Origin of the sequence: Nocardia sp. NPDC050413, assembly GCF_040655475.1 — a bacterium.
Classification (GTDB): domain Bacteria; phylum Actinomycetota; class Actinomycetes; order Mycobacteriales; family Mycobacteriaceae; genus Nocardia; species Nocardia coubleae.
Genome location: NZ_JBFAJZ010000002.1, coordinates 653,527 through 676,899 on the forward strand (window position 1 = coordinate 653,527; position 23,373 = coordinate 676,899).

24 protein-coding genes and 1 pseudogene are annotated in these 23,373 nt (G+C 69.1%); 12 read left to right on the forward strand and 13 right to left on the reverse strand.

Annotation, left to right across the window (positions count from 1 at the left end):
- Window positions 1-65: 65 nt before the first annotated feature.
- Both AB0I19_RS09020 and AB0I19_RS09025 read right to left on the reverse strand, forming a co-directional pair.
- The gene (locus tag AB0I19_RS09020; protein ID WP_357146730.1) at window positions 66-1,073 is read right to left on the reverse strand and encodes an ATP-binding protein; all 1,008 of its coding nucleotides are present in this window, start codon (window positions 1,071-1,073) and stop codon (window positions 66-68) included.
- Window positions 1,074-1,087: 14 nt separating this feature from the next.
- Window positions 1,088-1,777: a response regulator transcription factor gene (locus AB0I19_RS09025; RefSeq protein WP_067635873.1), complete on the reverse strand. Its 690-nt coding sequence runs from the start codon at window positions 1,775-1,777 to the stop codon at window positions 1,088-1,090.
- Window positions 1,778-2,019: 242 nt separating this feature from the next.
- On the opposite strand from AB0I19_RS09025, the gene AB0I19_RS09030 reads away from it, so the two are divergent.
- Complete coding sequence (locus AB0I19_RS09030; RefSeq protein WP_357146343.1) at window positions 2,020-2,967, forward strand: EamA family transporter; 948 nt, start codon at window positions 2,020-2,022, stop codon at window positions 2,965-2,967.
- Here AB0I19_RS09030 and AB0I19_RS09035 read toward each other — a convergent pair.
- Entirely contained in the window at window positions 2,928-3,608 is a 681-nt protein-coding gene (locus AB0I19_RS09035) for a TetR/AcrR family transcriptional regulator (protein WP_357146346.1), read from the reverse strand. The two genes, AB0I19_RS09030 and AB0I19_RS09035, sit on opposite strands and share 40 nt — an antisense overlap.
- A gap of 144 nt (window positions 3,609-3,752) precedes the next feature.
- Between AB0I19_RS09035 and AB0I19_RS09040 the strand changes: the two genes are divergently transcribed.
- Window positions 3,753-5,327: a succinic semialdehyde dehydrogenase gene (locus tag AB0I19_RS09040; RefSeq protein WP_357146349.1), complete on the forward strand. Its 1,575-nt coding sequence runs from the start codon at window positions 3,753-3,755 to the stop codon at window positions 5,325-5,327.
- A 30-nt stretch (window positions 5,328-5,357) separates the two neighbouring features.
- Window positions 5,358-6,185 carry an SDR family NAD(P)-dependent oxidoreductase gene (locus tag AB0I19_RS09045; protein ID WP_067491971.1) on the forward strand — a complete coding sequence of 276 codons (828 nt, stop codon included), beginning with the start codon at window positions 5,358-5,360 and terminating at the stop codon, window positions 6,183-6,185.
- Between the two features lie 54 nt (window positions 6,186-6,239).
- Here the strand turns inward: AB0I19_RS09045 and AB0I19_RS09050 are convergent, their stop codons facing one another.
- Window positions 6,240-7,037, reverse strand: a complete 798-nt coding sequence (locus AB0I19_RS09050) for a putative protein N(5)-glutamine methyltransferase (protein WP_357146352.1) — start codon at window positions 7,035-7,037, stop codon at window positions 6,240-6,242.
- Between the two features lie 48 nt (window positions 7,038-7,085).
- On the reverse strand, window positions 7,086-7,958 hold the full coding sequence (locus AB0I19_RS09055) for a YdcF family protein (protein ID WP_357146355.1): 873 nt from the start codon (window positions 7,956-7,958) through the stop codon (window positions 7,086-7,088).
- Window positions 7,959-8,122: 164 nt separating this feature from the next.
- Here AB0I19_RS09055 and AB0I19_RS09060 point away from each other — a divergent pair, with 164 nt between their 5' ends.
- Entirely contained in the window at window positions 8,123-8,974 is an 852-nt protein-coding gene (locus tag AB0I19_RS09060) for a bifunctional 5,10-methylenetetrahydrofolate dehydrogenase/5,10-methenyltetrahydrofolate cyclohydrolase (protein WP_067491988.1), read from the forward strand.
- A gap of 13 nt (window positions 8,975-8,987) precedes the next feature.
- Here AB0I19_RS09060 and AB0I19_RS09065 read toward each other — a convergent pair whose 3' ends face one another.
- The 3 genes and pseudogenes from AB0I19_RS09065 to AB0I19_RS09075 all read right to left on the reverse strand — a co-directional run bounded on the left by AB0I19_RS09065 (window position 8,988) and on the right by AB0I19_RS09075 (window position 11,671).
- Complete coding sequence (locus AB0I19_RS09065; protein WP_357146358.1) at window positions 8,988-9,686, reverse strand: hypothetical protein; 699 nt, start codon at window positions 9,684-9,686, stop codon at window positions 8,988-8,990.
- Window positions 9,687-10,397: 711 nt separating this feature from the next.
- Window positions 10,398-10,772, reverse strand: a pseudogene (locus AB0I19_RS09070) (L,D-transpeptidase); the annotation flags it as partial.
- Between the two features lie 239 nt (window positions 10,773-11,011).
- A complete protein-coding gene (locus AB0I19_RS09075) occupies window positions 11,012-11,671 on the reverse strand; it encodes a cyclodeaminase/cyclohydrolase family protein (protein ID WP_357146361.1) in 660 nt (219 codons plus the stop codon).
- A 127-nt stretch (window positions 11,672-11,798) separates the two neighbouring features.
- Here AB0I19_RS09075 and AB0I19_RS09080 point away from each other — a divergent pair, with 127 nt between their 5' ends.
- Window positions 11,799-12,836: an LLM class F420-dependent oxidoreductase gene (locus AB0I19_RS09080; RefSeq protein ID WP_181699137.1), complete on the forward strand. Its 1,038-nt coding sequence runs from the start codon at window positions 11,799-11,801 to the stop codon at window positions 12,834-12,836.
- A gap of 73 nt (window positions 12,837-12,909) precedes the next feature.
- Here the strand turns inward: AB0I19_RS09080 and AB0I19_RS09085 are convergent, their stop codons facing one another.
- Window positions 12,910-13,245, reverse strand: coding sequence for an STAS domain-containing protein (locus tag AB0I19_RS09085; protein WP_067492179.1), 336 nt, complete (start codon window positions 13,243-13,245; stop codon window positions 12,910-12,912).
- A gap of 262 nt (window positions 13,246-13,507) precedes the next feature.
- Between AB0I19_RS09085 and AB0I19_RS09090 the strand changes: the two genes are divergently transcribed.
- From AB0I19_RS09090 to AB0I19_RS09100, 3 genes are read left to right on the forward strand one after another with little or no spacing between them, the layout of a single operon-like run.
- Window positions 13,508-13,987, forward strand: a complete 480-nt coding sequence (locus tag AB0I19_RS09090) for a TrkA C-terminal domain-containing protein (protein ID WP_357146365.1) — start codon at window positions 13,508-13,510, stop codon at window positions 13,985-13,987.
- Between the two features lie 60 nt (window positions 13,988-14,047).
- Window positions 14,048-14,530 carry a TrkA C-terminal domain-containing protein gene (locus AB0I19_RS09095; RefSeq protein ID WP_067491996.1) on the forward strand — a complete coding sequence of 161 codons (483 nt, stop codon included), beginning with the start codon at window positions 14,048-14,050 and terminating at the stop codon, window positions 14,528-14,530.
- A 10-nt stretch (window positions 14,531-14,540) separates the two neighbouring features.
- The gene (locus AB0I19_RS09100) at window positions 14,541-15,734 is read left to right on the forward strand and encodes a cation:proton antiporter (protein ID WP_157104744.1); all 1,194 of its coding nucleotides are present in this window, start codon (window positions 14,541-14,543) and stop codon (window positions 15,732-15,734) included.
- Between the two features lies 1 nt (window position 15,735).
- On the opposite strand, the gene AB0I19_RS09105 is transcribed toward AB0I19_RS09100, so the two are convergent.
- Together AB0I19_RS09105 and AB0I19_RS09110 are read right to left on the reverse strand one after the other, a co-directional pair.
- A complete protein-coding gene (locus AB0I19_RS09105; RefSeq protein ID WP_357146368.1) occupies window positions 15,736-16,389 on the reverse strand; it encodes a response regulator transcription factor in 654 nt (217 codons plus the stop codon).
- Window positions 16,386-17,402, reverse strand: coding sequence for a histidine kinase (locus AB0I19_RS09110; RefSeq protein ID WP_357146371.1), 1,017 nt, complete (start codon window positions 17,400-17,402; stop codon window positions 16,386-16,388). Before AB0I19_RS09110 ends, AB0I19_RS09105 begins: the two co-directional genes overlap by 4 nt.
- 180 nt (window positions 17,403-17,582) lie before the next feature.
- Here AB0I19_RS09110 and AB0I19_RS09115 point away from each other — a divergent pair, with 180 nt between their 5' ends.
- From AB0I19_RS09115 to AB0I19_RS09125, 3 genes are read left to right on the forward strand one after another with little or no spacing between them, the layout of a single operon-like run.
- Window positions 17,583-17,858 (forward strand): hypothetical protein, encoded by a 276-nt coding sequence (locus tag AB0I19_RS09115; protein WP_357146374.1) that lies wholly within the window; start codon window positions 17,583-17,585, stop codon window positions 17,856-17,858.
- Window positions 17,859-17,887: 29 nt separating this feature from the next.
- Window positions 17,888-18,346 carry a CBS domain-containing protein gene (locus AB0I19_RS09120; RefSeq protein WP_067981335.1) on the forward strand — a complete coding sequence of 153 codons (459 nt, stop codon included), beginning with the start codon at window positions 17,888-17,890 and terminating at the stop codon, window positions 18,344-18,346.
- A 12-nt stretch (window positions 18,347-18,358) separates the two neighbouring features.
- Entirely contained in the window at window positions 18,359-19,642 is a 1,284-nt protein-coding gene (locus AB0I19_RS09125; RefSeq protein WP_357146377.1) for an ArsB/NhaD family transporter, read from the forward strand.
- On the opposite strand, the gene hutG is transcribed toward AB0I19_RS09125, so the two are convergent.
- Together hutG and hutI are read right to left on the reverse strand one after the other, a co-directional pair.
- Window positions 19,633-20,544: a formimidoylglutamase gene (hutG, locus tag AB0I19_RS09130; protein WP_357146380.1), complete on the reverse strand. Its 912-nt coding sequence runs from the start codon at window positions 20,542-20,544 to the stop codon at window positions 19,633-19,635. The genes AB0I19_RS09125 and hutG overlap by 10 nt on opposite strands.
- 10 nt (window positions 20,545-20,554) lie before the next feature.
- Window positions 20,555-21,727: an imidazolonepropionase gene (gene hutI, locus AB0I19_RS09135; protein WP_357146381.1), complete on the reverse strand. Its 1,173-nt coding sequence runs from the start codon at window positions 21,725-21,727 to the stop codon at window positions 20,555-20,557.
- Between the two features lie 221 nt (window positions 21,728-21,948).
- On the opposite strand from hutI, the gene AB0I19_RS09140 reads away from it, so the two are divergent.
- Complete coding sequence (locus AB0I19_RS09140) at window positions 21,949-23,346, forward strand: amino acid permease (protein ID WP_357146384.1); 1,398 nt, start codon at window positions 21,949-21,951, stop codon at window positions 23,344-23,346.
- Window positions 23,347-23,373 lie beyond the last annotated feature (27 nt).

Sequence of the window (23,373 nt, forward strand, 5' to 3'; positions counted from 1 at the left end):
CCCCTCGAAATAGGTGTGCTCGTCCACCCCCGGGACCAGTGGTCGGGGGTAGTGATGTGTGTGAGTCAGGAAGTGGGCAGGACTACCCGGATGCGCGAACCGGGGTCGGCCACCGCGATCGTGCCGCCGTGCAGGTCCACCACCCAGCGGGCGATGGCGAGGCCGAGCCCGGTACCGCCGCCGTCGGTGCGCCCGCCCCGGGTGAAGCGGTCGAAGACGGTGGCGCGGTCGGCTTCCGGGATGCCGGGGCCGTCGTCCTTGATCTCGAGGACCACCGTGTCGACACCTGCGCGGGCGGTCACGCGTACCTCACCGCCGGCGGGCCCGTGCCGGGCGGCGTTGTCGAGGAGGTTGAACAGCACCTGGTGCAGGCGGGCGCGGTCGCCGAGGACCACTGCGTCGGCCGGTTCGACCGTCGTGGTGAACCGCACCCCGCGACCGAGCGCGGCCGTCATCACCTCGGCCTCGGCAATGGCCTCGGTCAGAAGTGTTGTCAGCGGCAGGGGTTCACGATCCAGGGGACTGGCCCCCGCCTCGATGCTCGACAGGTCGAGGAGTTCGGCGACGAGCAATCCGAGCCGTTCGGTCTGTGCCAGCGCGGTGCGCAGCGTGGCCGGGTCGGGGTCGCTCACCCCGTCGACGATGTTCTCCAGAACGGCGTGCAGCGCGGTGACCGGTGTGCGCAATTCGTGCGACACATTCGCGATGAGATCGCGGCGCTGCCGATCGGCGGCGGCCAGATCGGCGGCCATCTGATTGAACGCGGTCGCCAGCTGGCCCACCTCGTCCCGCGACGACGCCCGCACCCGGAAACTGTAGTCGCCGTGGGCCATTCGCCGGGCCGCCGCCGTCATCTCGCGCAGCGGCCGGGTGATGCCGTGCGCGAGGATCTGCGAGGTGACCAACGCGATGACCATGGCGGTGAGGGTGGTGAACGTCGGCAACCAGCCGATGCGGAACCAGAAGTAGGCGAACGCCACCGCACCCGAACACACCATCAGCACAGCGAGTTTCAGCTTGATCGAGCGCAGCGGGTCGAGCGGGCGAGGCAACCGGTCCGCGATCCGGTCCAGCGCGGTCGGCACGCTCATCGTGCGTCCAGGGCGTAGCCGACACCGTGCACGGTGCGGATGAGGTCGGCACCGAGCTTGCGCCGCAACGCTTTCACGTGCGAATCCACCGCCCGGGTGCCCGCCGCGTCCGACCAGTCCCAGATGTCCTCCAGCAACCGCTCCCTGGCCAGCACCGCACGCGGCCGCTGCGCCAACCGGGTGAGCAGATCGAATTCCAGCGGGGTGAGCCGTGCTTCGGTCTCGCCCCGCCACACCCGGCGCTCGGCGAGGTCGATCCGCAGATCACCGACGACGATGCTGCTGTCCCCCCGGTCCGCGGCCCGCTCCACCCGCCGCAACAGCGCGTGCACCCGGGCGGCCAGCACCCGCATGGAGAACGGTTTGGTCAGATAGTCGTCGGCGCCGACGCCGAGCCCGATCAGCTGGTCGGTCTCATCGGTACGTGCGGTGAGCATCAGCACCGGAACCGAACGCTCGGCCTGGATCCGCCGACACACCTCGAGACCGTCGAAGCCGGGCAGCATCACATCGAGCACCACCAGATCCGGTTCCCCCGCCGCCGCGGCGGCCACGGCCGCCGGACCGTCGTGCGCCAGATCCACGGTGAATCCCTCGGCGCGCAAACGCGCCGCCACCGACTCGGCGATCGTCACCTCGTCGTCGACGACGAGGACCCGCCGCGCCGTACCCCCACTGAGTTCCATGCTGCGACCCTAGCGACCGGGTGTGGAGGGTTCCGTCGCCAAATGTGGAGATTGTGTGTGGAGTATCCTCGGCCGGGTGAACCCGCGTTTCCGCTGCACCCCGCCGCCCACCTCCTGAGCGAGGTGCCCCCGCGCGCCGCGCGGGTCGGCAGGCCCCCGCCGTCGGGTCGACGGCACAGCGGTTGCGCATGTCCGCACCTCGCTTCTCGCGACCACTCATTCCTTCTGTCGCAGGAGCTTTCATGTCTTCTCTTCTTGCCGGGCGAGCGTCCCGGCCCACCGCACTCCGCCGGGCAGGCATCACCGAACTCGTTCTCGCGGGCCTCCTGTGGGGGACCGGCGGACTGCTCGGCACTGTGGTCCAGCGCGGGACGGGACTGTCACCGGTTGCGGTCGCCACGGTGCGGCTGGCGGTCGGCGGCCTGCTGCTGCTCGGGCTGTGCGTGCTCACCCGGCGCGCGATACCGCGCGGTGGACCAGCCTGGCGTCGCATCGCCGCGATCGCCCTGCTCGCACCGATTTTCCAGGGCTGCTATTTCGGTGCCGTGGCGCTGTCATCGGTGAGCCTGGCGACGCTGCTCACCATCGGCATGTCCCCGGTGATCGTCGCCGGGCTCGAATACGTCACCGGCCGACAACGCCTCGATACAGGCCGCGCGGCAGGCATCGCCCTCGCACTCCTCGGCCTCGTCCTGCTCGTCGGAACTCCGGGTGCGGGCGGTTCCGGGGTGCTGTTCGGTGCGGCGCTCGCCGTCGCCGCGGCGTCGGCGTTCGCGCTGCTCACACTGGTCTCGGCGACCGAGGTGCCGAGCCTGGACCCGGTGACCGCCACCGGAGTCGGATTCACCATCGGCGCGATCGTGCTCGCCGTCCCGGCCGTTCTCACCACCCGAGCCGTCGATCTCGCCCCCGGCTCGGTGGTGACGATTCTCGCGCTCGGACTGTTCCCCACCGCGATCGCATACACGCTGTACTTCCGCGGTCTCACCGGTGTCGGCGCGGGAACAGGCGCCCTGCTCGCCCTGCTCGAGCCACTCACCGGCACCCTGCTGGCGGTGCTGGTGCTCGCCGAACGCCTGTCGCCGATGGGCTGGCTCGGTGCGGCATTGCTGTCGGTCGCGCTCGTCGCGGCGAGCCGCCCGCAGCGTACTCAGGAATCCGGGAACAGACCGGGCAGTTCCATCGCGTAGGCGAGGTCGTCGCGGGTGCCGAGGGTGACCAGCAGGATGCGGATCATGGTCACCCTCGCCTCCGACACGAGGATCGGGTCAGGATCGCTGCCCGGCTCGGCATCGGCCGTGAGCCGGTACACCACGTACTCGCACACGTGCAGCGCCGCGTCCAGATCGAGCGGGGTGGGCACCGTGCGGCCGAGCTCGCCGAACGTCTTGCGCACCAGATCCCGGATGTCGTCGAGCGCGCGTTCGCGATAGGCCGACACCGGCGAACCCGGATCGTGCAACTCGGCGAACAACGGCCGCAGCATCGCACCGTGCCCGCGCGCCCAGTCCACATAGGCGTCGATGAGCCGGATGCCCAACTGCACCGGCTCGTCGGTCCCGGCCAGCGCCGCGCTGATTCCACCGACCAGCCCGTCGTTGCTCGCGTCGAGCACCGCGCGCAACGGTTCGGCGGCATTGCTGAAGTATCGGTAGAAGGTCGGCCGCGCCAGACCCGCCTGCTCGATGATCTGGGCGACGCTCAACCCGCGCGAACCGTTGCGCGCGAACACCGCCGCGGTCGCCTCGACGATCCGGGCACGCACTTCCTCGGCCTGCTCCTGGGTCTGCGGTGGCCTACCGCGACGCACCGACGTCGCCTCCTCGGTCATCGCACCTCCACTCCGTCGGCGAACTCGCTGCCGAAAGCTTGACACGAACCCGGGCCCACGCATTAATCTAACACTAGTGTTCAGCAAATAGCCGAATATCCGCGCCTGCACCGCGCGACCACCTGGTGAGGAGAAGGGCCGACAATGACGACCGCCCCTGAATTGACCGCCGAACCGACCGCGCTGCCGAAAACGCTGGTCAAGCCTCTGTTCGACCGGGCCGTCGCCGGTGGCGCACCGTCGGTCGAGGTCTTCGCTCCCGCCACCGGCCACAAGATCGGTGACCTGCCCCAGTCCTCGATCGCCGATATCGACCGCGCGTTCGCCGTCGCCAGGCACGCGCAGCGCGACTGGGCCAAGGTGCCGGTCAAGCAGCGCGTCGAGATCGTCCGCCGCTTCCACGACATCGTGCTCGCCGAGCAGGAGACCGTGCTCGACATCGTGCAGACCGAGACGGGCAAGTCGCGCCCGCATGCCTTCGACGAGGTCGCCGACGTCGCGCTGAACTCGCGCTACTACGCCGCCGTCGCCCCGAAGCTGCTGGCCGACCGCAAGCCGCGCGGTGTGCTCCCGGTGCTCACCGCCGTCGACGTGCACAACCGCCCCAAGGGCGTCGTCGCGGTCATCTCGCCGTGGAACTACCCCCTCGCCTTGTCGGCCTCCGACGCCCTGCCCGCCCTGATCGCGGGCAACGCCGTGATCGCGCGCCCCGACAACCAGACCGCGCTGTCGGCCCTGTGGGCCATCGACGCCGCCGAGCGCGCGGGTCTGCCGCGCGGGCTGTGGCAGGCGGTGCTCGGGCGCGGCCGCGAGATCGGTGGCGACGTGATCGCCCGCGCCGACTACGTCGACTACACCGGTTCCAGCGCCACCGGGCGCACCATCGCCCAGCAGGCGGGCGAACGCCTGATCGGCTACTCGCTCGAGCTCGGCGGCAAGAACCCGCTGCTCGTCCTCGCCGACGCCGACGTGTCCAAGGCCGCGAAAGTGGCTGTGCGCGCGTGCTTCTCCTCGGCAGGCCAGCTGTGCGAATCGATGGAACGCATCTACGTCGACGCCTCGGTCTACGACCAGTTCGTCGCCGAATTCGTCGGTAACGTCAAGAACATGTCGCTCGGCGGCGAACTCGACTACAGCCGCGACATGGGTTCGCTGACCTTCCAGCGCCAGCTCGACACCGTCACCGCCCACGTGGACGACGCGGTCGCCAAGGGCGCCAAGGTGCTCGCCGGTGGCCGTCCCCGCCCCGACCTCGGCCCCTACTTCTACGAGCCGACCGTGCTGGTGGATGTGGCTGCCGGCATGACGGTCTACCGCGAGGAGACCTTCGGCCCGGTCGTCTCGGTCTACAAGGTGAACTCCGACGAAGACGCCATCGAGGCGGCCAACGACACCGCCTACGGTCTCAACGCCAGCGTGTGGAGCCGCGACGTGGACCGCGCCCGCGAGGTCGCGGCACGGATCAACGCCGGATCGGTGAATGTCAACGACGGCTTCGCCGCCGCCTGGGGCAGCATCGACGCACCCTCGGGTGGTCTCGGGATCTCGGGTCAGGGCCGTCGCCACGGCCCCGAGGGCCTGCTCAAGTACGTCGACACCCAGACCGTCGCGGTGCAGCGCGTGTTGCCGATCGGGCCGCTGCCCGGTATGTCCGAGCAGCTGTGGGCCAAGACGATGACGCTGGTTCTCGGCGCCATGAAGACGCTGCGCCAGAAGTAGCGCGCACGAACGAGCAGGGGTAGGTAGCGCATGAAGATGGAATCGGTCGCGGGCAAGCGGGTGCTGGTCACCGGTGCCGCCATGGGTCTTGGCAAGCTGTTCGCCGAGCACGCGGTGCGTGAGGGCGCCGACGCGGTGGTGCTGTGGGACATCAACGAGATCGCCTTGCGCGAGACCGCCGCGCAGCTGTCCGCGCAGGGCGGCAAGGTGCATCAGTACGTGGTCGACGTGTCGTCGCAGGACTCCATCCGAGAGAACGCCGAGGCGGTCCGCAAGGAGATCGGCGGCATCGACATCCTGGTCAACAATGCCGGGATCGTGCGCGGCAACACCTACTTCTGGGAAACCGAGAACCGCGCCGACATCGACAAGACCATGGCGATCAACTCGCTGGCCCCGATGTACGTCACCCTCGAGTTCCTGCCCGGCATGGTGGCCGGTGCCGGTCAGGCGCGCATCCTCAACATCGCGTCCTCGGCCGGTCTGGTCGCCAACCCGCGCATGGCGGTCTACGCGGCGTCGAAGTGGGCGGCGCTCGGCTGGTCGGATTCGGTGCGGCTCGAGCTCGAGCAGGCCGGCCACGATCACGTGAAGGTGACCACGGTCTGTCCCACCTACATCAACACCGGCATGTTCGACGGTGCCAAGGGCATCCTGTTCACCCCCATGCTCGAGCAGAACGACGTCGTCGACACCTCGTGGCGGGAGATGAAGAACGGTGGTGCCCTGGTGGTGCTGCCGTGGACCTCGCGGATGAACCGCGCGCTCACCGGCCTGCTGCCGATCAAGATCCGCGATCTGTACCTCAACGCGGTCGGTGTGTACCACTCGATGGATCAGTTCACCGGGCGTAAGTAGCCGTCGCGATGCCCTCGTCGGCCTGATGGTCGGCGGGGGCATCGTTGTGTCTGCTCAGTCCCGACGGGTGCCGATCACCACGGTGGCGTAGTACTCCTCGGAATGCTCGACCCGGGGTGTCAGTCCGTGTTCGCGAAGCACGGTCAGCGCCGAATCCACCTGCCCCTTCCCGGTTTCCACGTATACGGCGCCGCCAGGTGCCAGCCACTCCGCCGCCCCCTCGGCGACCCGGCGGAATATCGCGAGGCCGTCGTCGCCACCGTCCAGGGCGACGAGTGGTTCGTGCTCGCGCGCTTCGGCCGGCAGATCGGCGATGTGGGCGCTCGGCACATACGGGGTGTTCGCGAGGAGTACGTCGACGTGCCCGCGCAACTCGGTGGGGAGCGCGTCGAAGAGGTCACCCTCGTAGACGGGTGCGTCCAGCGCAGCCAGATTCTCGCGCGCACACGCCACCGCCACCGGATCGATATCCGCGGCAACCAACTCGACCGAACATCCACGCCCGGTCAGTTCCGTGGCGGCCGTGAGCCCGAGCGCCCCACAACCACAACACAAATCGACGACACGAACCGACTTCGCCGTCACATCCCGCAGCGCCTGCTCGACCAGAAACGCCGTCCGCTGACGCGGCACGAACACCCCCGCCCGCACCCCGACCCGCACCCCACGAAACTCCACCCAGCCCAACAGATATTCGAGCGGCACCCCCGAAACCCGCTGCGCCACAAGCTCATCGAGCCGCGCCGAATCAGCACCCGCCGCCTCGATCAGCAACGCCCCCTCGTCTTCGGCGAACACACACCCCGCCCGCCGCAAAGCAGCAACCACATCGGCAGACCCGGTAATACCCATCCGCCGATTGTGCCTGGGCGTATTGGTAGGAGGGCCGGGGGCCGGATCTCAGCGCGAAATGTCGAGCTCGAAAGTACGAGTTGCATCCAGGTAGATCCCCCGCTGAGCACTGCGATCAGGCGGCGGCAACTGGGAAACCAACTGCTCCAACGACGTCATAGCCCCCACCACATTCGTCCCCGCCACAATGAAATCCGCAACAGCACGCCGAATGTGATTGGGCGAGGTCACCACCACCGCACTGTTCGCGCCGAGATCGCGCAGCAGCTTCGTGCTGAACAGCGCGTTCTGCACCGTCGACCCGGCCCGGTCCTCGACATGGATCCGCTCACCCGGCAACCCACGCCCGACCAACCACCGCCGCATCGCTTCGGCCTCGGAGATCCCGTTCTGCGGGTTGCCGCCGGTGACGACGACCGGGGAGAACGGCGCCGCGATGGCCTGCAACCAGGCGGCCGTGAGCCGGTTCTCCAGTTCCGGCCGCAGCGCACCGTCGGGCAGCAGACCGTACCCGAGCACGACGATGCCGGTCTGTGGTCCGATGAGGGAGGGGAGCGGATTGGGCAGCGTCGACACCGCGGCGGTCACCGCGTGCAGCACCCGCTGCGTCCCCGCCGCCATCGCCGGATCGAGACTGCCCAACCGCTGCATCGCCTCGTTCACCGCCGCCGCGTCACCGGCGTGATGTGACCAGATGGCATGCAGGGCAAGAGCTTCGGCATCACCGGGGTCGGCGCTGATGAGGGCGCGCAGATCGGCGCGCCCGGCATCGAGATTGCCGTCGGTGAAATGCCGCTGCGCCGAGTTGTAGAGGGCTGTCACGTCCGCTTCGGCGGCGGCGGGGCCGACCGTGGCACTCGTGACCGCCGCGACCGCGGCGAACGCCGCGGCGAGCTGTTTCCATTGCCTCGAGATCTTCACGACAGTCGCGACCTTCCGGGTGGCGTACATGCGGGCAGAGCTGATGGCAGAGCTGCCGGACACCCTACGACCCGTTATGGTCCGGTTCGGGTAACCCGCCGTCGGCAGGCGCGTCGCGGCCCGGCGCTTCGGGGTGCACCCGGTGGCCGATAGGCTGACCAACCGTGGATACCGCTTCGCTGACCGGCAAGGAACTCGCCGCCGCCATCAACGCCGACTCGAAACAGCGCGCCGCCGCGCTCACCGACGCGGGCACCGCGCCCACGTTGGCGCTGGTCGTCGCCAACGACGACCCGGCCAGTGCCTGGTACGTGAACTCCCTGCGCAAGGCCGCCGAACGGCTCGGCATCGCCTGCGAGAAGATCGATCTGGGCGCCGACGCGACCGCCGAGCGGATCCGCGCGGAACTCGATGCCCGCAGCGCCGACCCGGCCACCGACGCGATCATGCTGCAGACCCCGCTGCCCGCGGGCGTCAGCCTCGACGACGTGAGCTCCGCGATCGCCGCGAGCAAGGACGTCGACGGTGTGAGCCCGCTGTCACTCGGCCTGCTCGCCTCCGGCCTCGACGGATTCGTCCCCGCCACCTCCGAGGCGGTCGTGGAGCTGCTGAAGCATCACTCGATCGCGTTGCAGGGCAAGCTCGTCACCGTGGTCGGCCGCTCCAATATCGTCGGCAAGCCGCTGGCGCAGCTGCTGCTCGCCGAGAACGCCACCGTCACGGTCGCGCACTCGCGTACCACCGACCTGGCGGCCGTCACCACCGCCGCCGACATCGTGGTCGCGGCCGCGGGACGGATCGGTCTGGTCACCGGCAAGCACATCCGTGAGGGCGCGGTGGTGATCGACGTGGGCACCAACGAGGCCGCCGACGGTGGCATCGTCGGTGACGTCGACGCCGCCTCGGTCGACGGCAAGGCCGCCGCCCTGAGCCCCGTGCCCGGCGGCGTCGGCCCGGTGACCACCGCGCTGCTCATGCGGCACGTCGTGGTCGCGGCCGAGAAAGCAAGGGCCTGAACACTTTCCGGAGCTAGCGGACCGGCCCGATCGAGGTGATCAGCGTTTTGGCGCCCACCTTGGTCGTGCCGACCAGCTGCGGGTTGTAGACGATCGGCACCTCGTCGGGCCGGTACTCGGTGATCGTCACGAAGTACTGTCCGGCGAACGCGCCCGGCGTGATGTCGAGGCAGTGGGTGGTACCGACCGGAATGGTGTCGATGCCCGACTGGATCTGCGCGCCAGTGGGCAGCGCGGCGTCACCGGCCACCAGCGTGCGCGCCTGATCGCCGGACCGTGCGACGTAGTAGGCGTGCTGGAAGGCCATGATGGCCGAGACCCCGCTGTCGGTTCCGCCGGGACCGTTGCCACGCACGAGGCTGCCGATCTGTTCGGACGGGCAGTGCCCGACGCCGGGTGCGGGCGCGGCGACGGTCGACAGCGTGGTGCTCGCCGACGTGGAAGCCGGTGCGGGACCACCGAATTGGAAATATCCGACGCCGATCAGGACCGCCCCGGCCACCGACGCGGCGAGCGGAGCCACCCACCGAGGTGTGCGCCGGCGCTTGGACCGGTCGATCATCCGCGCGAAAACCTCGTCGTCACCGTTGTAGTCGGGTGCCGGTCGCGGTTCCCACTCCGCCGTATACCGATCCGACCAGCTGTCACCAGCACCAGCTGGGGCAGCGGGCGATTCGGTCGGTGTCGTCGCCGCCTCCTGCCGGGCCGGCACGGGCGCCACCGATTCGGTCCAGCCCGATTCCGGCTCGGGCCGAGCAGATTCGGACCACGTCGGTCCCTGTGGGGCCGATCCCGGTCGAGCCGATCGGTGTCGCCCGGTTTCAGCGGCCGATTCGGGTCGCTCGGATTCCGGCCGAGCGGTTTCCGGTCGAGCCGAGTCGAACCACGAGGGCGCGGGCCACGTCGATGCCGATCGTGCCGAGGTGGACGACTCCCATTCACCCTGCGCGTCAGCCGGTTCGGGTGCGGGGAAGTCGGCGCCGACGATGGGCAGCTTGTCGGTGTCGGGCCCGTTGTTCGGCAAGATGAACGGCGTATCGACTTGGCCCGCACCGGGATCCATCGGCCCACCCACGATCGGGAGCCTATCGGTGGCGAAGGCGTCGCGCACGGGTACCGGAGCCGACAGCGAGACGACCGGAATACCCGCGGGCGTGGTCGGCCCGCCCTCTATCCGGTGCCGGGCACCGGTTCCCGAGGTGCCTGCCTCGCGGCTGCGGCGCCGTGGCAGGGCACCTCGGAGCGGAACACCAGCCGATCCCGGGTCCTGCTGTCGAGCCCCGATCGGTCTGCGCGCTTCCGGTCGATCCATCGCCCCACCTTCATCAGGCATCCGCCGTCAGGGAATGTCCCGCAACGATTTCATTACGGGCACGATACTGCCCTGACGCCGTGTTCGCCGAATGCGCGGGCGACGAGCGCGTCACCAGTGGATATAGACCTGGTCGCCGACACCGACGTTCTCGAAGTACCAGGCGGCGTTCTCGGGCGAGAGGTTGATGCAGCCGTGGCTCACGTTGGCATAACCCTGCGAGTCCACCGACCACGGCGCGGAGTGGACGTACACGCCACCCCACGTCAGGCGAACGGCGTACTCACCGTCGATGATGTAGCCCTCCGGATCCTCGAGCGGGATGCCGATGGTGCGCGAATCGAACACCACCGCGCGGTCCTTCTCCAGCACGGTGAAGGTGCCGGTGGGCGTCTCGAAACCGGGTTTGCCCATGGAGGCGGGCATCACGCGTGTCTCGCCGTTGGCGGTCACCGTGAAGGTGTGGTTCGACAGGTCCGCTTCGGCATAGGTTCCGCCACCGTACTGGGTGCGCTGGTCCCCGATCAGATCCGCGGACGCGGCTCCCGACCAGGACGCGGCCAGTAGTGCCGCCATGATCGCGACGAACAGAAAACGAAGTGCGTTTCTCATAAACGCCACCCCTTCGGTCACTCGTAGGCGTCTCCCGAGTCTAGGCGTCCATGATCAACTGGACCTCTCGAAGTGGTAACGGCCTACGAGTCGATCGGAGTGTCGGCTTGTGCTCAGCCGCGCACGACGTGCAGGACCTGGGCGTGCAGCGCGTCGGCGCGTGCGGCGATGGTCTCCACCCGCACCAGTGCCGCTGCGAAATCGTCACCCAGTGCGGCGGGCAGCGAGGCCACATTGATCTCGATATTGAGCTGCGAACTCTGCGCGGCGGCGCGGGCGGCGTCGGCGGCGGCACCGATGTCGGTGACCACGTTCGGGTTGCCGATCGGCAGCAGTTCCCCTGCGAGGGAGAGGATTTCGTCGGCCTCGTCGACCACGGCGGCGGGTACCCGGGCGGCCTCGACGAGGGCGGCGTTGATCGCGGCGGTGCGCTCGGCGACCTGGTCGTCGGTGTCCTTGGGCAGCTTGTAGGCGGCGCCGACGGCGGTGAACGCGGCCGCGTCGGCATCGGCCAGCGCCAGCGAGCGGGCGCTGGCGGCGTCGGCGGCCTCGATGATCCGGTCGATCACCGGCCGGTTCTCGGCGTCCTTGGCCCGGGTGGTGTAGCGCGCGACCATCGCGACCAGCGCCGCGGCCTGGGCGACGTGCAGTGCGGCCACCGCGCCACCGCCGGGTGCGGGCACCTTGGCGGCCAGCTCCGACAGATAGTGCTCCAGGGTCACCGCACCGAAGGAGGGTGCGGTCTGCTGCGGTGACACGGTGGGCTGCGACACGACGGGGTGGCCTTTCGACGGGGAGTGCTTCACTCTCAACGCTACCGCGCACCCTGCCCGACCAGCGAATGTAGGCACGGACCGACCGGTCGGGGTGCCCGGGTGGGCCGGGTCTATGTTGGGTGTCATGCGGATCGGATTGAGCATCAACTACTCGGGCGGTTTCAAGGAGGTGGCGGCCGAGGTCGCCGACCTGGAACGGGCCGGTCTCGACGTCGTCTTCGTGCCGGAGGCGTACTCGTTCGACGCGGTGAGCGCGCTGGGCTTCCTGGCCGCGCGCACCGAGCGGGTGCAGCTGGCCTCGGGCATCCTGCAGCTCTACACCCGTACCCCCAGCCTCACCGCGATGACGGCGGCGGGCCTGGACTTCGTCTCCGACGGCCGGTTCATTCTCGGCATCGGCGCGTCCGGCCCGCAGGTGATCGAGGGCTTCCACGGTGTGCCCTACGACGCCCCGATCGGGCGCACCCGCGAGCTGATCGAGATCTGCCGCAAGGTGTGGCGCCGCGAGAAGCTCAACTACCAGGGCAAGTACTACCAGATCCCGCTGCCCGCCGACCGGGGCACCGGCCTGGGCAAAGAGCTCAAGCTCATCAATCATCCGGTGCGCGAGAACATTCCGGTGCTGTTGGCCGCGCTCGGCCCCAAGAACGTGGAGCTGGCCGCCGAACTCGCCGAGGGCTGGCAGCCGATCTTCTTCCTGCCGGAGAAGGCGAACGATGTCTGGGGTGACGCGCTGGCCGCGGGCAAGGCCAAGCGCGATCCGTCGCTGGGCGACCTCGAGGTGTACGCGGGTCCCGCGCTGGCGATCGGCGAGAACGTCACGCCGCTGCTGGAGTTCGTGAAGCCGCACCTGGCGCTCTACATCGGCGGCATGGGCGCCAAGGGCAAGAACTTCTACCACACCCTGGCCACCAAGTACGGCTACGGCGAAGCCGCCGACCGTATCCAGGAGCTGTACCTGGCCGGCGACAAGCAGGCCGCGGCGGCGGCGGTGCCCGACGATCTGGTGCGCGATGTGTCGCTGATCGGGTCCGAGGGCTTCGTCAAGGACCGCATCGCCGCCTTCGCCGAGGCAGGGGTCACCACGCTCAACGTCACCCCGATCGCCGAGAACGCGGCGGGGCGGATCAAGCTGATCGAGCAGCTGCGCGGCCTCTGCTGACCCACCACAACGCGACGCGCCGCATCACGGATGACTCCGGGATGCGGCGCGTCCGCGTCGGTGGACTACGCGGTCACGACCGCAGCGACGCCAGGGCGTCGGCGAGGGTGGTGTGCATGGCGAACACCTGGTCGAGGCTGGTCATCTTCAGCTGACGGCTGGTAGCCGGCCCGTCGGCGACCACCGCGATGGCGGTGTCGTCGCCCGCGCGTTGATGCGCGGCGACCAGCGTGGCCATGCCCGCCGAGGCGAGGAACCCGACCGCGGTCAGGTCGATCACCAGGGTCGCGGGCTTGTCGGCGAGGATGGCCTCGATGGCGGCGTCGAGGGCGGGCGCGGTCGCCAGGTCGACCTCACCGGTCACCGTCAGGACCGTGACGCCGTCGTGTACCGCCGTCGTGGTGGTCATCGTGTCCGTGAGTGGATAAGCGTCTCCGGGTGTGTTGGTCACCGATCAACAACACACAACTTCGCCCGAATACGCAAGCCGTTGCCCCGATCGTGGTCGCCGCACCGGTGCGCCACCGGGTGCCCGCGCCCGGTCGTGACCGCCATCGATCCGGCGGAAACGGCGGCGTGCGGTGCGTCACGATCGACGGCGGATGGGCATCGTCGCGGCCCCCGCGCGGGGGTGGCCGCACGGACGGGCGCGGTCGTCGTACTGTGTGGGCGTGAACATCGATGTGACGCCGTTACCGGGAATCGGCGTGTGCAAGGACTTTCCGCTGGCGGAGGCCCGCCGTCGGATCGGCGTGATCGAACACCGTGACGGCACTGTCGATCTGGTCGTGTCCCGTGCCGGTGACGCCGAGACCAAGACCTCGATTCCGTTGTCCAGCACCGAGATCGGTGTCCTGGCGGGGTTGCTCGGTGCGCCGCAGGTGGTGCAGAAGAAGGCCGACTCCCTCGGTGTCGACGATCTGTCGACCAGGCAGTTCGCCATCGATCGCGGCAGCCCGTTCGACGGGCGCCCGCTGCGCGACACCGCCATGCGCACCCGCACCAAGGCCTCGGTGGTCGCGGTGGTCCGGGCGGGGGAGGTGACCCCTTCGCCGGGAACCGATTTCATCTTCGTCGCCGGTGACCTGGTGGTGGTCGTCGGCACCGGCAAGGGCCTCGAGGCTGCCGGAAAATTGCTCGACGCGGGCTGACGGGCCGTGGCGATAGTAAAGAGAAGGTAAGGTATCGCCTAGCTGAGGTTAGGTGATCCCATGAATGTTGAAGTCACATCCCTGCCCGGAATCGGTGTCAGGAAAGAGTTCTCGCTGACCAAGGTGGCTCGGCGCATCGGCGTCGTCGACCACCGCGACGGTGGCACCGATCTGATCTTCACCAAGATCGACGACCCCGACACCACCGTGCAGGTCCCGCTCTCCGACGGCGAAGCGCGCACGCTCGCCAGCTTGCTCGGTGCCCCGCGACTCGTCGCGCAACTGCAGGAGGAACACCGCGATCTCGACGGTGTGAGCACCCGTTCGCTGCCGGTGCTGCCCGATTCGCCCTACGCCGGCCGCCGCCTCGGCGAGACGGAGATGCGGACCCGGACACTGGCCTCCATCGTCGCGGTGCTGCGCGCCGGTCAGGTCCACCCCTCGCCCGGACCGGAGTTCGGTTTCCTCGGGGGCGACATGGTCGTCATCGTCGGTACGACCGCCGGGCTCGACGCTGCCGCTTCGATCCTGTCCGACGGCTGAGCCCGTGCAGATCAGTGGAACAACGCTGGCGCTGATCCAGCTGGGGGCTGTGTTCTTCGGATTGGGTGTGCTCGGGCGCATCGCGGGCCGCATCGGCCTGTCACCCATTCCGCTCTATCTGCTCGGGGGCCTGCTCTTCGGCACCGGCGGCCTGATCGAGCTGCACGAGGTGGAGGAGTTCATCCACATCGCCAGCGAGATCGGTGTGGTGCTGCTGCTGTTGCTGCTCGGTTTGGAGTACACCGCGGGTGAATTGGTCACCGGCATGCGTAAGTCGTGGATCGCCGGTCTGCTCGACCTGGTCCTCAATGCCACGCCGGGCGTGATCGTCGCGCTGTGGCTCGGGCTCGGACCGACCGGTGCCATCGCGATGGCGGGCGTCACCTACATCTCCTCCTCGGGGATCGTCGCCAAGGTGCTCAACGACCTGGGCAGGCTCGGTAACCGCGAGACACCGGTGGTGCTGTCGATCCTGGTGTTCGAGGACCTGGCGATGGCGATCTACCTGCCGGTGCTCACCGCCGTGCTGGCGGGCGTCGGCTTCATGGCCGGGCTCACCACCGTCGGTATCGCGCTGGTCGCGGTGACGTTGGTGCTCATCGTCGCGCTGAAGTACGGCCGGTACGTGTCGGCGATCGTGGCCAGTGAGGACCGCGAGATCTTCCTGCTCAAACTGCTCGGTTCGGCGCTGCTGGTGGCCGGTGTCGCCTCGGCGGTGCAGGTGTCGGCGGCGGTCGGCGCGTTCCTGCTCGGCATCGCGATCTCGGGGGCGACCGCGCACGAGGCGACCAAGATCCTCGAACCCCTGCGCGACCTGTTCGCCGCCATGTTCTTCGTACTGTTCGGCTTGAGCACCGATCCCGCGACCATTCCGCCGGTCCTCGGCTGGGCGGTCCTACTGGTCGTGGTCACCACCGTGACGAAGCTGTACACCGGCTGGTGGGCGGCCAAGCGCGCGGGCGCCTCCCAACTGGGCCGGGCTCGCGCGGGTGCTGCTCTGGTCGCGCGCGGCGAGTTCTCCATCGTCATCGCGGGCCTCGCCGTCGCCGCGGGCGCGGTACCCGACAGCTTCGCCGCCCTGGCCACCACGTACGTGCTGCTGATGGCGGTGATGGGACCGATCGCGGCACGCGTGGTCGAACCGGTGGTCCGGGCGACGGTCGGGCGCAAGTCGAAGGTGCGCATCGACCCGAACGCGGAATGACTCACGGCTCGATCAGACCTGATCGGATCGCGTAGCGGGTCAGGTCGAGCCGGTCACGCAGGCCGAGCTTCTGCAGGATATTGGCGCGGTGGCGGTCGACGGTCTTCACACTGATGACCAGTTCGGCCGCCACCTCTCGCGCCGAATACCCTTCGGCGATCAGCTTGAGCACCTCCTCTTCGCGGGCGGTCAGAATGGTCTCGGGCAGCCGTCCGCCCTGGCGGGCCAGGTGCAGATAGTCGCGGACCAGGGCGGTCACCGCACCCGGGTACAGGAACGACTCGCCACGCATCGTCGCCCGGCAGGCCTCGATCAGGTCGCGGTCGGCGACCGATTTGAGCACGTACCCGGAGGCGCCCGCCTTGAGCGACTCGAAGAAGTACTGCTCGTTGTCGTACATCGACAGCATCAGCATGCGGACGCCCGGATGCGCGCGGGTGATCTCGCGCGCCGCCTGGATGCCGGTCATCCTCGGCATCGCGATATCGAGGATCACCAGGTCGACGGCTTCGCCGGCCAGGGCGGTCACCGCGTCGTAGCCGTTGGCCGCCTCGGCGACCACGGTGAGGTCGGGTTCGTTGTCGAGGATGAGCCGTAGTCCGCTGCGTACCAGGGCGTGGTCGTCGGCGAGCAGGATCCGGGTGGGGGCGCTCATACCGGTTCTCCGACGTGTGCCTCGCGGTGAACCGGGACGACCAGTTCCACTGTGGTGCCGGCGTCCTCGGATGTGGTGATCGTGAGCGTCGCGTCGACGAGCATGGCGCGTTCGCGCATCCCCCGGATTCCGGCGCCCTCGGTGACCACCCCGCCACACCCGTTGTCGTGCACGCGAAGCACCACGGAGTCGTCGTGGCCGGCGAGTCGCAGGCTCACCTGGTCGGCACCCGAGTGGCGCAGCACGTTGGTCAGGCTCTCCTGGGCGATGCGGTAGCAGACGAGTTCGACCGCCGGGTCGAGCCTGCTGATCGACGGGTCGACCTCGCGGTGCACGGAAATGCCCGCACTGCGGGTGAATTCGTGGCACAGCGCGGTGACGGCACTGTGCAGCCCGAGGTCGTCGAGCACGTCGGGCCGCAATCGTGACGCGATACCGCGCACCTCGTCGAGACATCCGCGCACCGTTTCCTGCGCGTCGGTCACCTCCTCCCGCAATCCCTCCGGCGCGCGGTCCACGACCCGTTTCAGCCGCAACAACGCCACTGTCAGGCTCTGGCCGATCTCGTCGTGCAGTTCGCGCGCGATCCGCTGACGTTCACCTTCCTGCGCGGCGAGCGCCGTGGCTCCGGCCGCCGATCGCTCGGCCTCGAGCCGGTCGAGCATCGCGTTGAAGGTCTCGATCAGCCGGTGGAAGTCCCCACTGGCGCGCCGGTCGAAACGCACCGCGCGTCGTGGCGGGTCGACGCGGCGCATGGCCGTGACCAGTTCGTCGAGGGGCGCCAGGCTGGTGCGCAACGCCAGCGCGTTGGCGGTGAGGATCACCGCGAGACCGATCACCAGCACCGGCACCTCGGTCAACCGCAGCCGGGCCGACACGGTGGCCGGGGAGAGCGCGAGGATCAGCGTGCCGAGCGTGAACACCACACCGTTGAGCAGGCAGATCCGCCAGAACAGCGCCGTCACTGGCGTGCGCTGATCCCGTCCTGCTCGCACCCTCGCGAGACGCTTCATAGCTCCCAGCATGCTGACCCGGCCGGCCGCTGTCCATCGGGTGCGACACCCATCCGCGCGTGCGCACGACCGCCGGACGGGTGCCGGAAATGGGTGCCGGCGCCGATGGTCGCCGCCCCGAGCGCGCACCAGACTCGAATCCACACGCACTCGACCGTGTCAGGGGAAGGACCGCCCGGGATGGATACCGACAGGACGACGATCCCCGGAACCGGGGTGCTGCACCATTTCCGCACCGGTCGCGGCATCCACTTCGCGCTGCTCACCGAGTCGGCCGGCGGGCGAAGGCTGCTCGTGTACGCCCCCGGCAGTGACGAGCCGAGCGTCGACCTCGCGCTCGAGCCCGAGGAAGCCGACCACGTGGCCGAACTGATGCACACCATCCCCCTCGCCGATCGGCTGAGCAGGCTCGAGCAGCGGGTCGAGCGGCTCGCCGGACAGCGGGCCGAGTCGTGAGCACCGTCGAATCACCCCGGAGCCGAGCCATGCGCGCACGCGATATCGCGATGAACCTGCCGACCGTCCGCACCACCGACCCGGTGGCCCGCGCGGTGCGGGTGATGGTCGTCAACCGTTTGCCCGGCCTCGTGGTGGTCGACGCCGAGGACCGGCCGGTGGCCGTGTTGCCCGGCACCCAGGTGCTTCGCCTGGCCATCCCGGCGTCGTATCAGGACGACACCACCCTGGTCCGCACGATCGACGAGGTGCACGCCGACCTGTTCTGGCAGGAACCTGGCAGCCTCACCGTCGGCGACTGCCTGGCCGACGGCGCGCCACGACCGGCCACCGTCACCCCGGACGCCACCCTGCTCGAGATCGCGATCCTGATGGCGCGCAAGCACAGTCCGCTCATCGCGGTCGTCGACCGGGCGCGCACCCTGTGCGGGGCGATCACCCTCGAACGGTTGCTGACCAGCCTCGCCCTCGCCGGCCCCGGCGACTGATCGGCGCCGACGATGGCCGCCGTCCTCGCCGTGACCATCTTCGTGGTGGCGTTCTTCTTCATCGCCACGGAGCGTGTCGACAAGGTGAAGACCGTGCTGATCGCCGCCGGCCTGATGGCGGTGCTCGGGCTGATCCCCGGCGAGCAGGTGTTCTTCTCGCCGCACGCGGGCATCGACTGGAATGTCATCTTCCTGCTGCTCGGCATGATGATCATCGTCGGCGTCGTCAAGCAGACGGGCCTGTTCGACTACCTGGCGATCTGGTCGGCGAAGCGCTCGCGCGGCAATCCCTACCGGCTGATGGTGATGCTCATGCTGATCACCGCCGTGGCCTCACCGTTCCTCGACAACGTCACCATCATCATGCTGATCGCCCCGGTGACGCTGGTGGTGTGCCGCAGGCTCGGCCTCGGCGCGCAGCCCTTCCTGATCGCGGAGGTGCTCGCCGCGAACATCGGTGGCGCGGCGACGCTGATCGGCGACCCACCCAACATCATCATCGCCAGCCGGGCGGGGCTGAGCTTCAACGACTTCCTGGTGCACATGGCCCCGATCGTGGTGCTGGTCTTCGCGCTGTTCGTGCTGTTCACGCGGGTGTTGTTCCGGTCGGCGCTGCGCACCGACCCCGACTCGGTCGAGGCCGTGCTCGCCCTGCGGGAGCGGCGCGCGATCCGCGACCCGAGGCTGCTCGTGCGGTCGCTGATCGTGCTGGCCGCGGTGGTGGCCGGGTTCTGCCTGCACAGCGTGGTGCACGTGGCGCCGTCGGTGATCGCACTGGTCGGTGCGGGGGTGATGGTGCTGGTGTCCGGGCTCGATATCGGGGATGTCCTGCACGAAGTGGAATGGCCGACGCTGGTGTTCTTCATGGGCCTGTTCGTGATGGTCGCAGGTCTGGTGCACACCGGGGTGATCGCCGCGGTCGGCGCTGCGGCGAGCACCTGGGTGGGTGACGACTATTTCCTTGCCGCCACCGCACTCGTCTTCGGCTCCGCGCTGCTCGGTGCCTTCGTGGACAACATCCCCTACACGGCGACCATGGCACCGGTCGTGGAGGGCATCGTGGCGGACGCCCCCGACCCCGAGACCGCCCGGTCCCTGTGGTGGGCGTTCGCGCTCGGCGCCGACTTCGGCGGCAACGGCACGGCGGTCGCGGCCAGCGCCAATGTCGTCGCGCTCGGCATCGCCGCGCGGGCAGGCCAGCGAATCAGCTTCTGGCAGTTCACGAAATACGGCGCGGTCGTCACTGTGTTCAGCTGCGTCATCGCCTGGGCCTACGTCGGTGTGCGCTACTTCTGAGGGACGCGCCGGGTGACGAGGCGGTGCAGGAGTCGGGCGGCGGTGCGGGCGGTGCGGTTGTCGATATCGAGCGCCGGGTTGAGTTCGGCGACGTCGGCGACGACGAGTTTGCCGCTCGCGGCGATCTGGTCGCAGACGGCCTGCACGATGGGCAGCGCGACACCGAACGCGGCGGGCGCGCTGACGCCCGGCGCTACCGCGGCGGGCAGGACGTCGAGGTCGATGGTGAGGTACAGCAGGTCGATGCCGTCGAGGAAGTCCGCGACGAAGGCTCGCGCTCGCTCGGCGGTGCAGTCGTCGTCGAGCAGATAACGCACGCCGAACCGTTCGGCGGTGTCGAACAGGATCGTCGTGTTGGCCGGCTGGCTGATCCCGAGCACCGCGTACCGTACGTCGTCACCGGATTCGAGGATCTGCCGGAACGGGGTTCCCGAGCTGGGTACCGGGTCCGGCCGTAGATCGAAATGCGCGTCCAGATTCAGGATTCCGATGACGGCGCCTCCGGCGCGCTCGGCGCCCGCGAGGCCGAGGTAGGTGCCGAAGGCGACCTCATGGCCGCCCCCGAGCACGATCGGGAAGGCACCCGCGTTCAGCAGTGCGGTCACGGTGTCGCCGAGCCTGCGCTGGCCGTCCTCGAGCCGCTGATCGGTGACCGCGATCGTGCCCGCGTCGAAGGCGCGCAGCGGGGCAGGCAGTGCCATCGGCGAGAGCGCGCGGCGCAGGGCGTCGGGCCCGTCGGCGGCGCCCGGCCGACCCTTGTTGCGGCGCACGCCTTCGTCACTGGCGAAGCCGACGAACACGCACGCGCCGGGGTCGGCGCCGGGTTCATACGGTGCGACGGCCTGATGCCAGCGCAGATGCTCGGGTGCCGTGCCGTCGACGCGGCCGGTCCAGGAAGTCATGGGGGACACCTCAATTCGATGCGAGCACGCCGCCGCACCACACCTGGCGCACGAGCGGAACGCCGGGACGGTAGGCCAGATGCAGATGTGACGGCGCGTCCAACGCGACGGCGTCGGCCCGCATGCCGGGGGAGAGGGCGCCGATATCGCCGCGCCGCAACGCTTTCGCCCCACCCGCGGTCGCTGCCCAGACCGCCTCGTCCGGTGTCATGTGCAGCTCACGCACGGCCAGGGCGATACAGAACGGCAGGCTGGTGGTGTAGCTCGTGCCCGGGTTGCAGTCGGCGCCGAGGGCAACGGTGACCCCGGCGTCGAGCAGCGCGCGCGCATCGGGATAGCTGTTGCGCGTGCAGAAGTCGGCGCCGGGCAGCAGCGTCGCCACGGTGTCGCTGTTCGCGAGCGCGTCGATATCGGCGGCGCCGACATGGGCGACGTGATCGACCGACGCGGCCCCGAGTTCGACGGCGAGCTGCACGCCCGGCCCCTGGTGCAGCTGATTGCCGTGCACGCGCGGCACCAGCCCGTGCGCGATGCCGGCGCTGAGGACGGCATGCGACTGGTCCCGGTCGAAGGCGCCCTGCTCGCAGAACACGTCGATCCACCGGGCCTCGGGCGCGCAGCGCGGAATCATCTCCGCACACACCATGGTCACGTAATCGTCCGCGCGCCCGGCGTATTCGGGCGGCGGAACGTGCGCGGCCAACAAGGTCACCTCGTCGGTGTGGCGGCCCGCGATGCGCACGCTGCGCCATTCGTCGTCCACGGTCTGGCCGTAGCCGCTCTTGATCTCGACCGTGGTGCTGCCGGCCCGCAGGGACTCGGCGAGCAGCCGCCGCACGGTCGCGTCGAGTTGCTCGTCGGTCGCCGCGCGCGTCGCCGCGATCGTCGTGCGGATGCCGCCCGCGCCGTAGGGACGGCCGGACATGCGCGCGGCGAATTCCTCGGCGCGGTCACCGGCGAAGACCAGATGCGAATGCGACTCGACGAAACCGGGCAGCACCGCGCGACCGTCGAGGTCGACCGCCTGATCGGCGGCGGGGGCGTCGGCGCTGTCGCCCACCCACACCACCTGCGCGTCGTCGAAGACCACGGCCGCGTCACGGCGCAACCCGAGCGGGCCGTCCCCGAGGGCCGGGTCGTTGGTGACGAGGGTGCCGATATCGCGCAGCACGGTGGTTGGCACGGTTTGTCCTCCTGGCGGCGGGCTGTGCGGTGGATCACGCCCGCTATGTATATGCCTGTCTATACAGGATAGTCAAGCGCTACGGTGCCAGACGATAACTGGCCATTGACACAGCTGTATAGACAGGCATATACATGTAGGGGTCGTTGTGACCGGCCCCACAGGCGAAGAGACCGGGCATCACCGGCGACCCTGCGCCCTTTCCGATCCCGGGAGAATGGTTGAACAAGCCCGCCGCCGCGCTCACCCGCGGCCTCACCGCCCGCCATATCCGATTCATCGCACTCGGTTCGGCCATCGGCACCGGCCTGTTCTACGGGTCCGCGGAGGCGATCCACCGCGCGGGCCCGTCGGTGCTGCTGGCCTATCTGATCGGCGGCGCGGCCGTGTTCCTGGTCCTGCGGGCGCTGGGCGAGATGGCGGTGAGCAACCCGGTCGCGGGCTCGTTCGGCGAATACGCCAGCCAGCACCTCGGCCCGCTCGCGGGCTTCTTCACCGGCTGGACCTACACCTTCGAAATGCTCATCGTCTGCCTGGCCGACGTCACCGCGTTCGGTGTGTACATGGGGTTCTGGTACCCGGACGTGCCACGCTGGATCTGGGTGCTCTCGGTCATCTTCTTCATCGGCGCGATCAACCTGCTCAGCGTGAAGGTCTTCGGTGAGGTGGAGTTCTGGTTCAGCCTGGTCAAGATCGTGGCCATCGTGGCGATGATCGCCGGCGGAATCGCCGTGCTGATCTTCGGCTTCGGCCTCCACGACACCAGCGCGGGCGTGCAGAACCTGTGGGCCGACGGCGGCTTCTTCGCCACCGGAATCGGCGGCTTCATCGCCTGCTTCGCCATCGTGATGTTCGCCTTCGGCGGTACCGAGATCATCGGCATCACCGCGGGCGAGGCCGAGAACCCGCAGCGCACCATCCCGCGCGCGATCAACACCGTGCCCGTGCGCATCATCGTGTTCTACGTGCTCACCCTCGCGGTGATCATGGCGATCGACTCCTGGCGCACCATCGGCGACGAGGGCAGTCCGTTCGTGCAGATCTTCCAGAGCCTCGGCCTCGGGCCCGCCGCGGCGGTGCTCAACGTCGTGGTCATCACGGCCGCGCTGTCGGCGGTCAACAGCGACATCTTCGGCGCGGGCCGGATGATGTACGGCATGGCCCAGCGCGGCCAGGCGCCCGCGGCGATGAAGCGGGTCTCGCGCAACGGGGTGCCGTGGATGACGGTGGTCATCATGACCGTCACCCTGCTGGTCGGGGTACTGCTGAACTACCTGATCCCCGACAAGGTGTTCCTGGTGATCGCCTCGATCGCCACCTTCGCCACCATCTTCGTCTGGCTGATGATCCTGCTCGCGCACCTGCGCTCGCGGCGCGGCATGAGCCCCGAACAGGTCGCCGCACTGAAGTTCCCGGTGCCGCTGTGGCCCTACGGCCAGCTGATCACCATCGCGTTCCTGGTGTTCGTGATCGGGGTGATCGCCTTCGACGCCGACAGCCGGGTGGCCCTGGTGGTGGGTCTGGTGTGGCTCGCGCTGCTCGGTATCGCCTACCGCCTGTGGGTGCGGCCCGTCACCGCCGAACCCGAACCGGTCGCCGTAGCGGCCGACGTCGCCTGAACTTGCCTGTCCTGCACGCTTATTCGG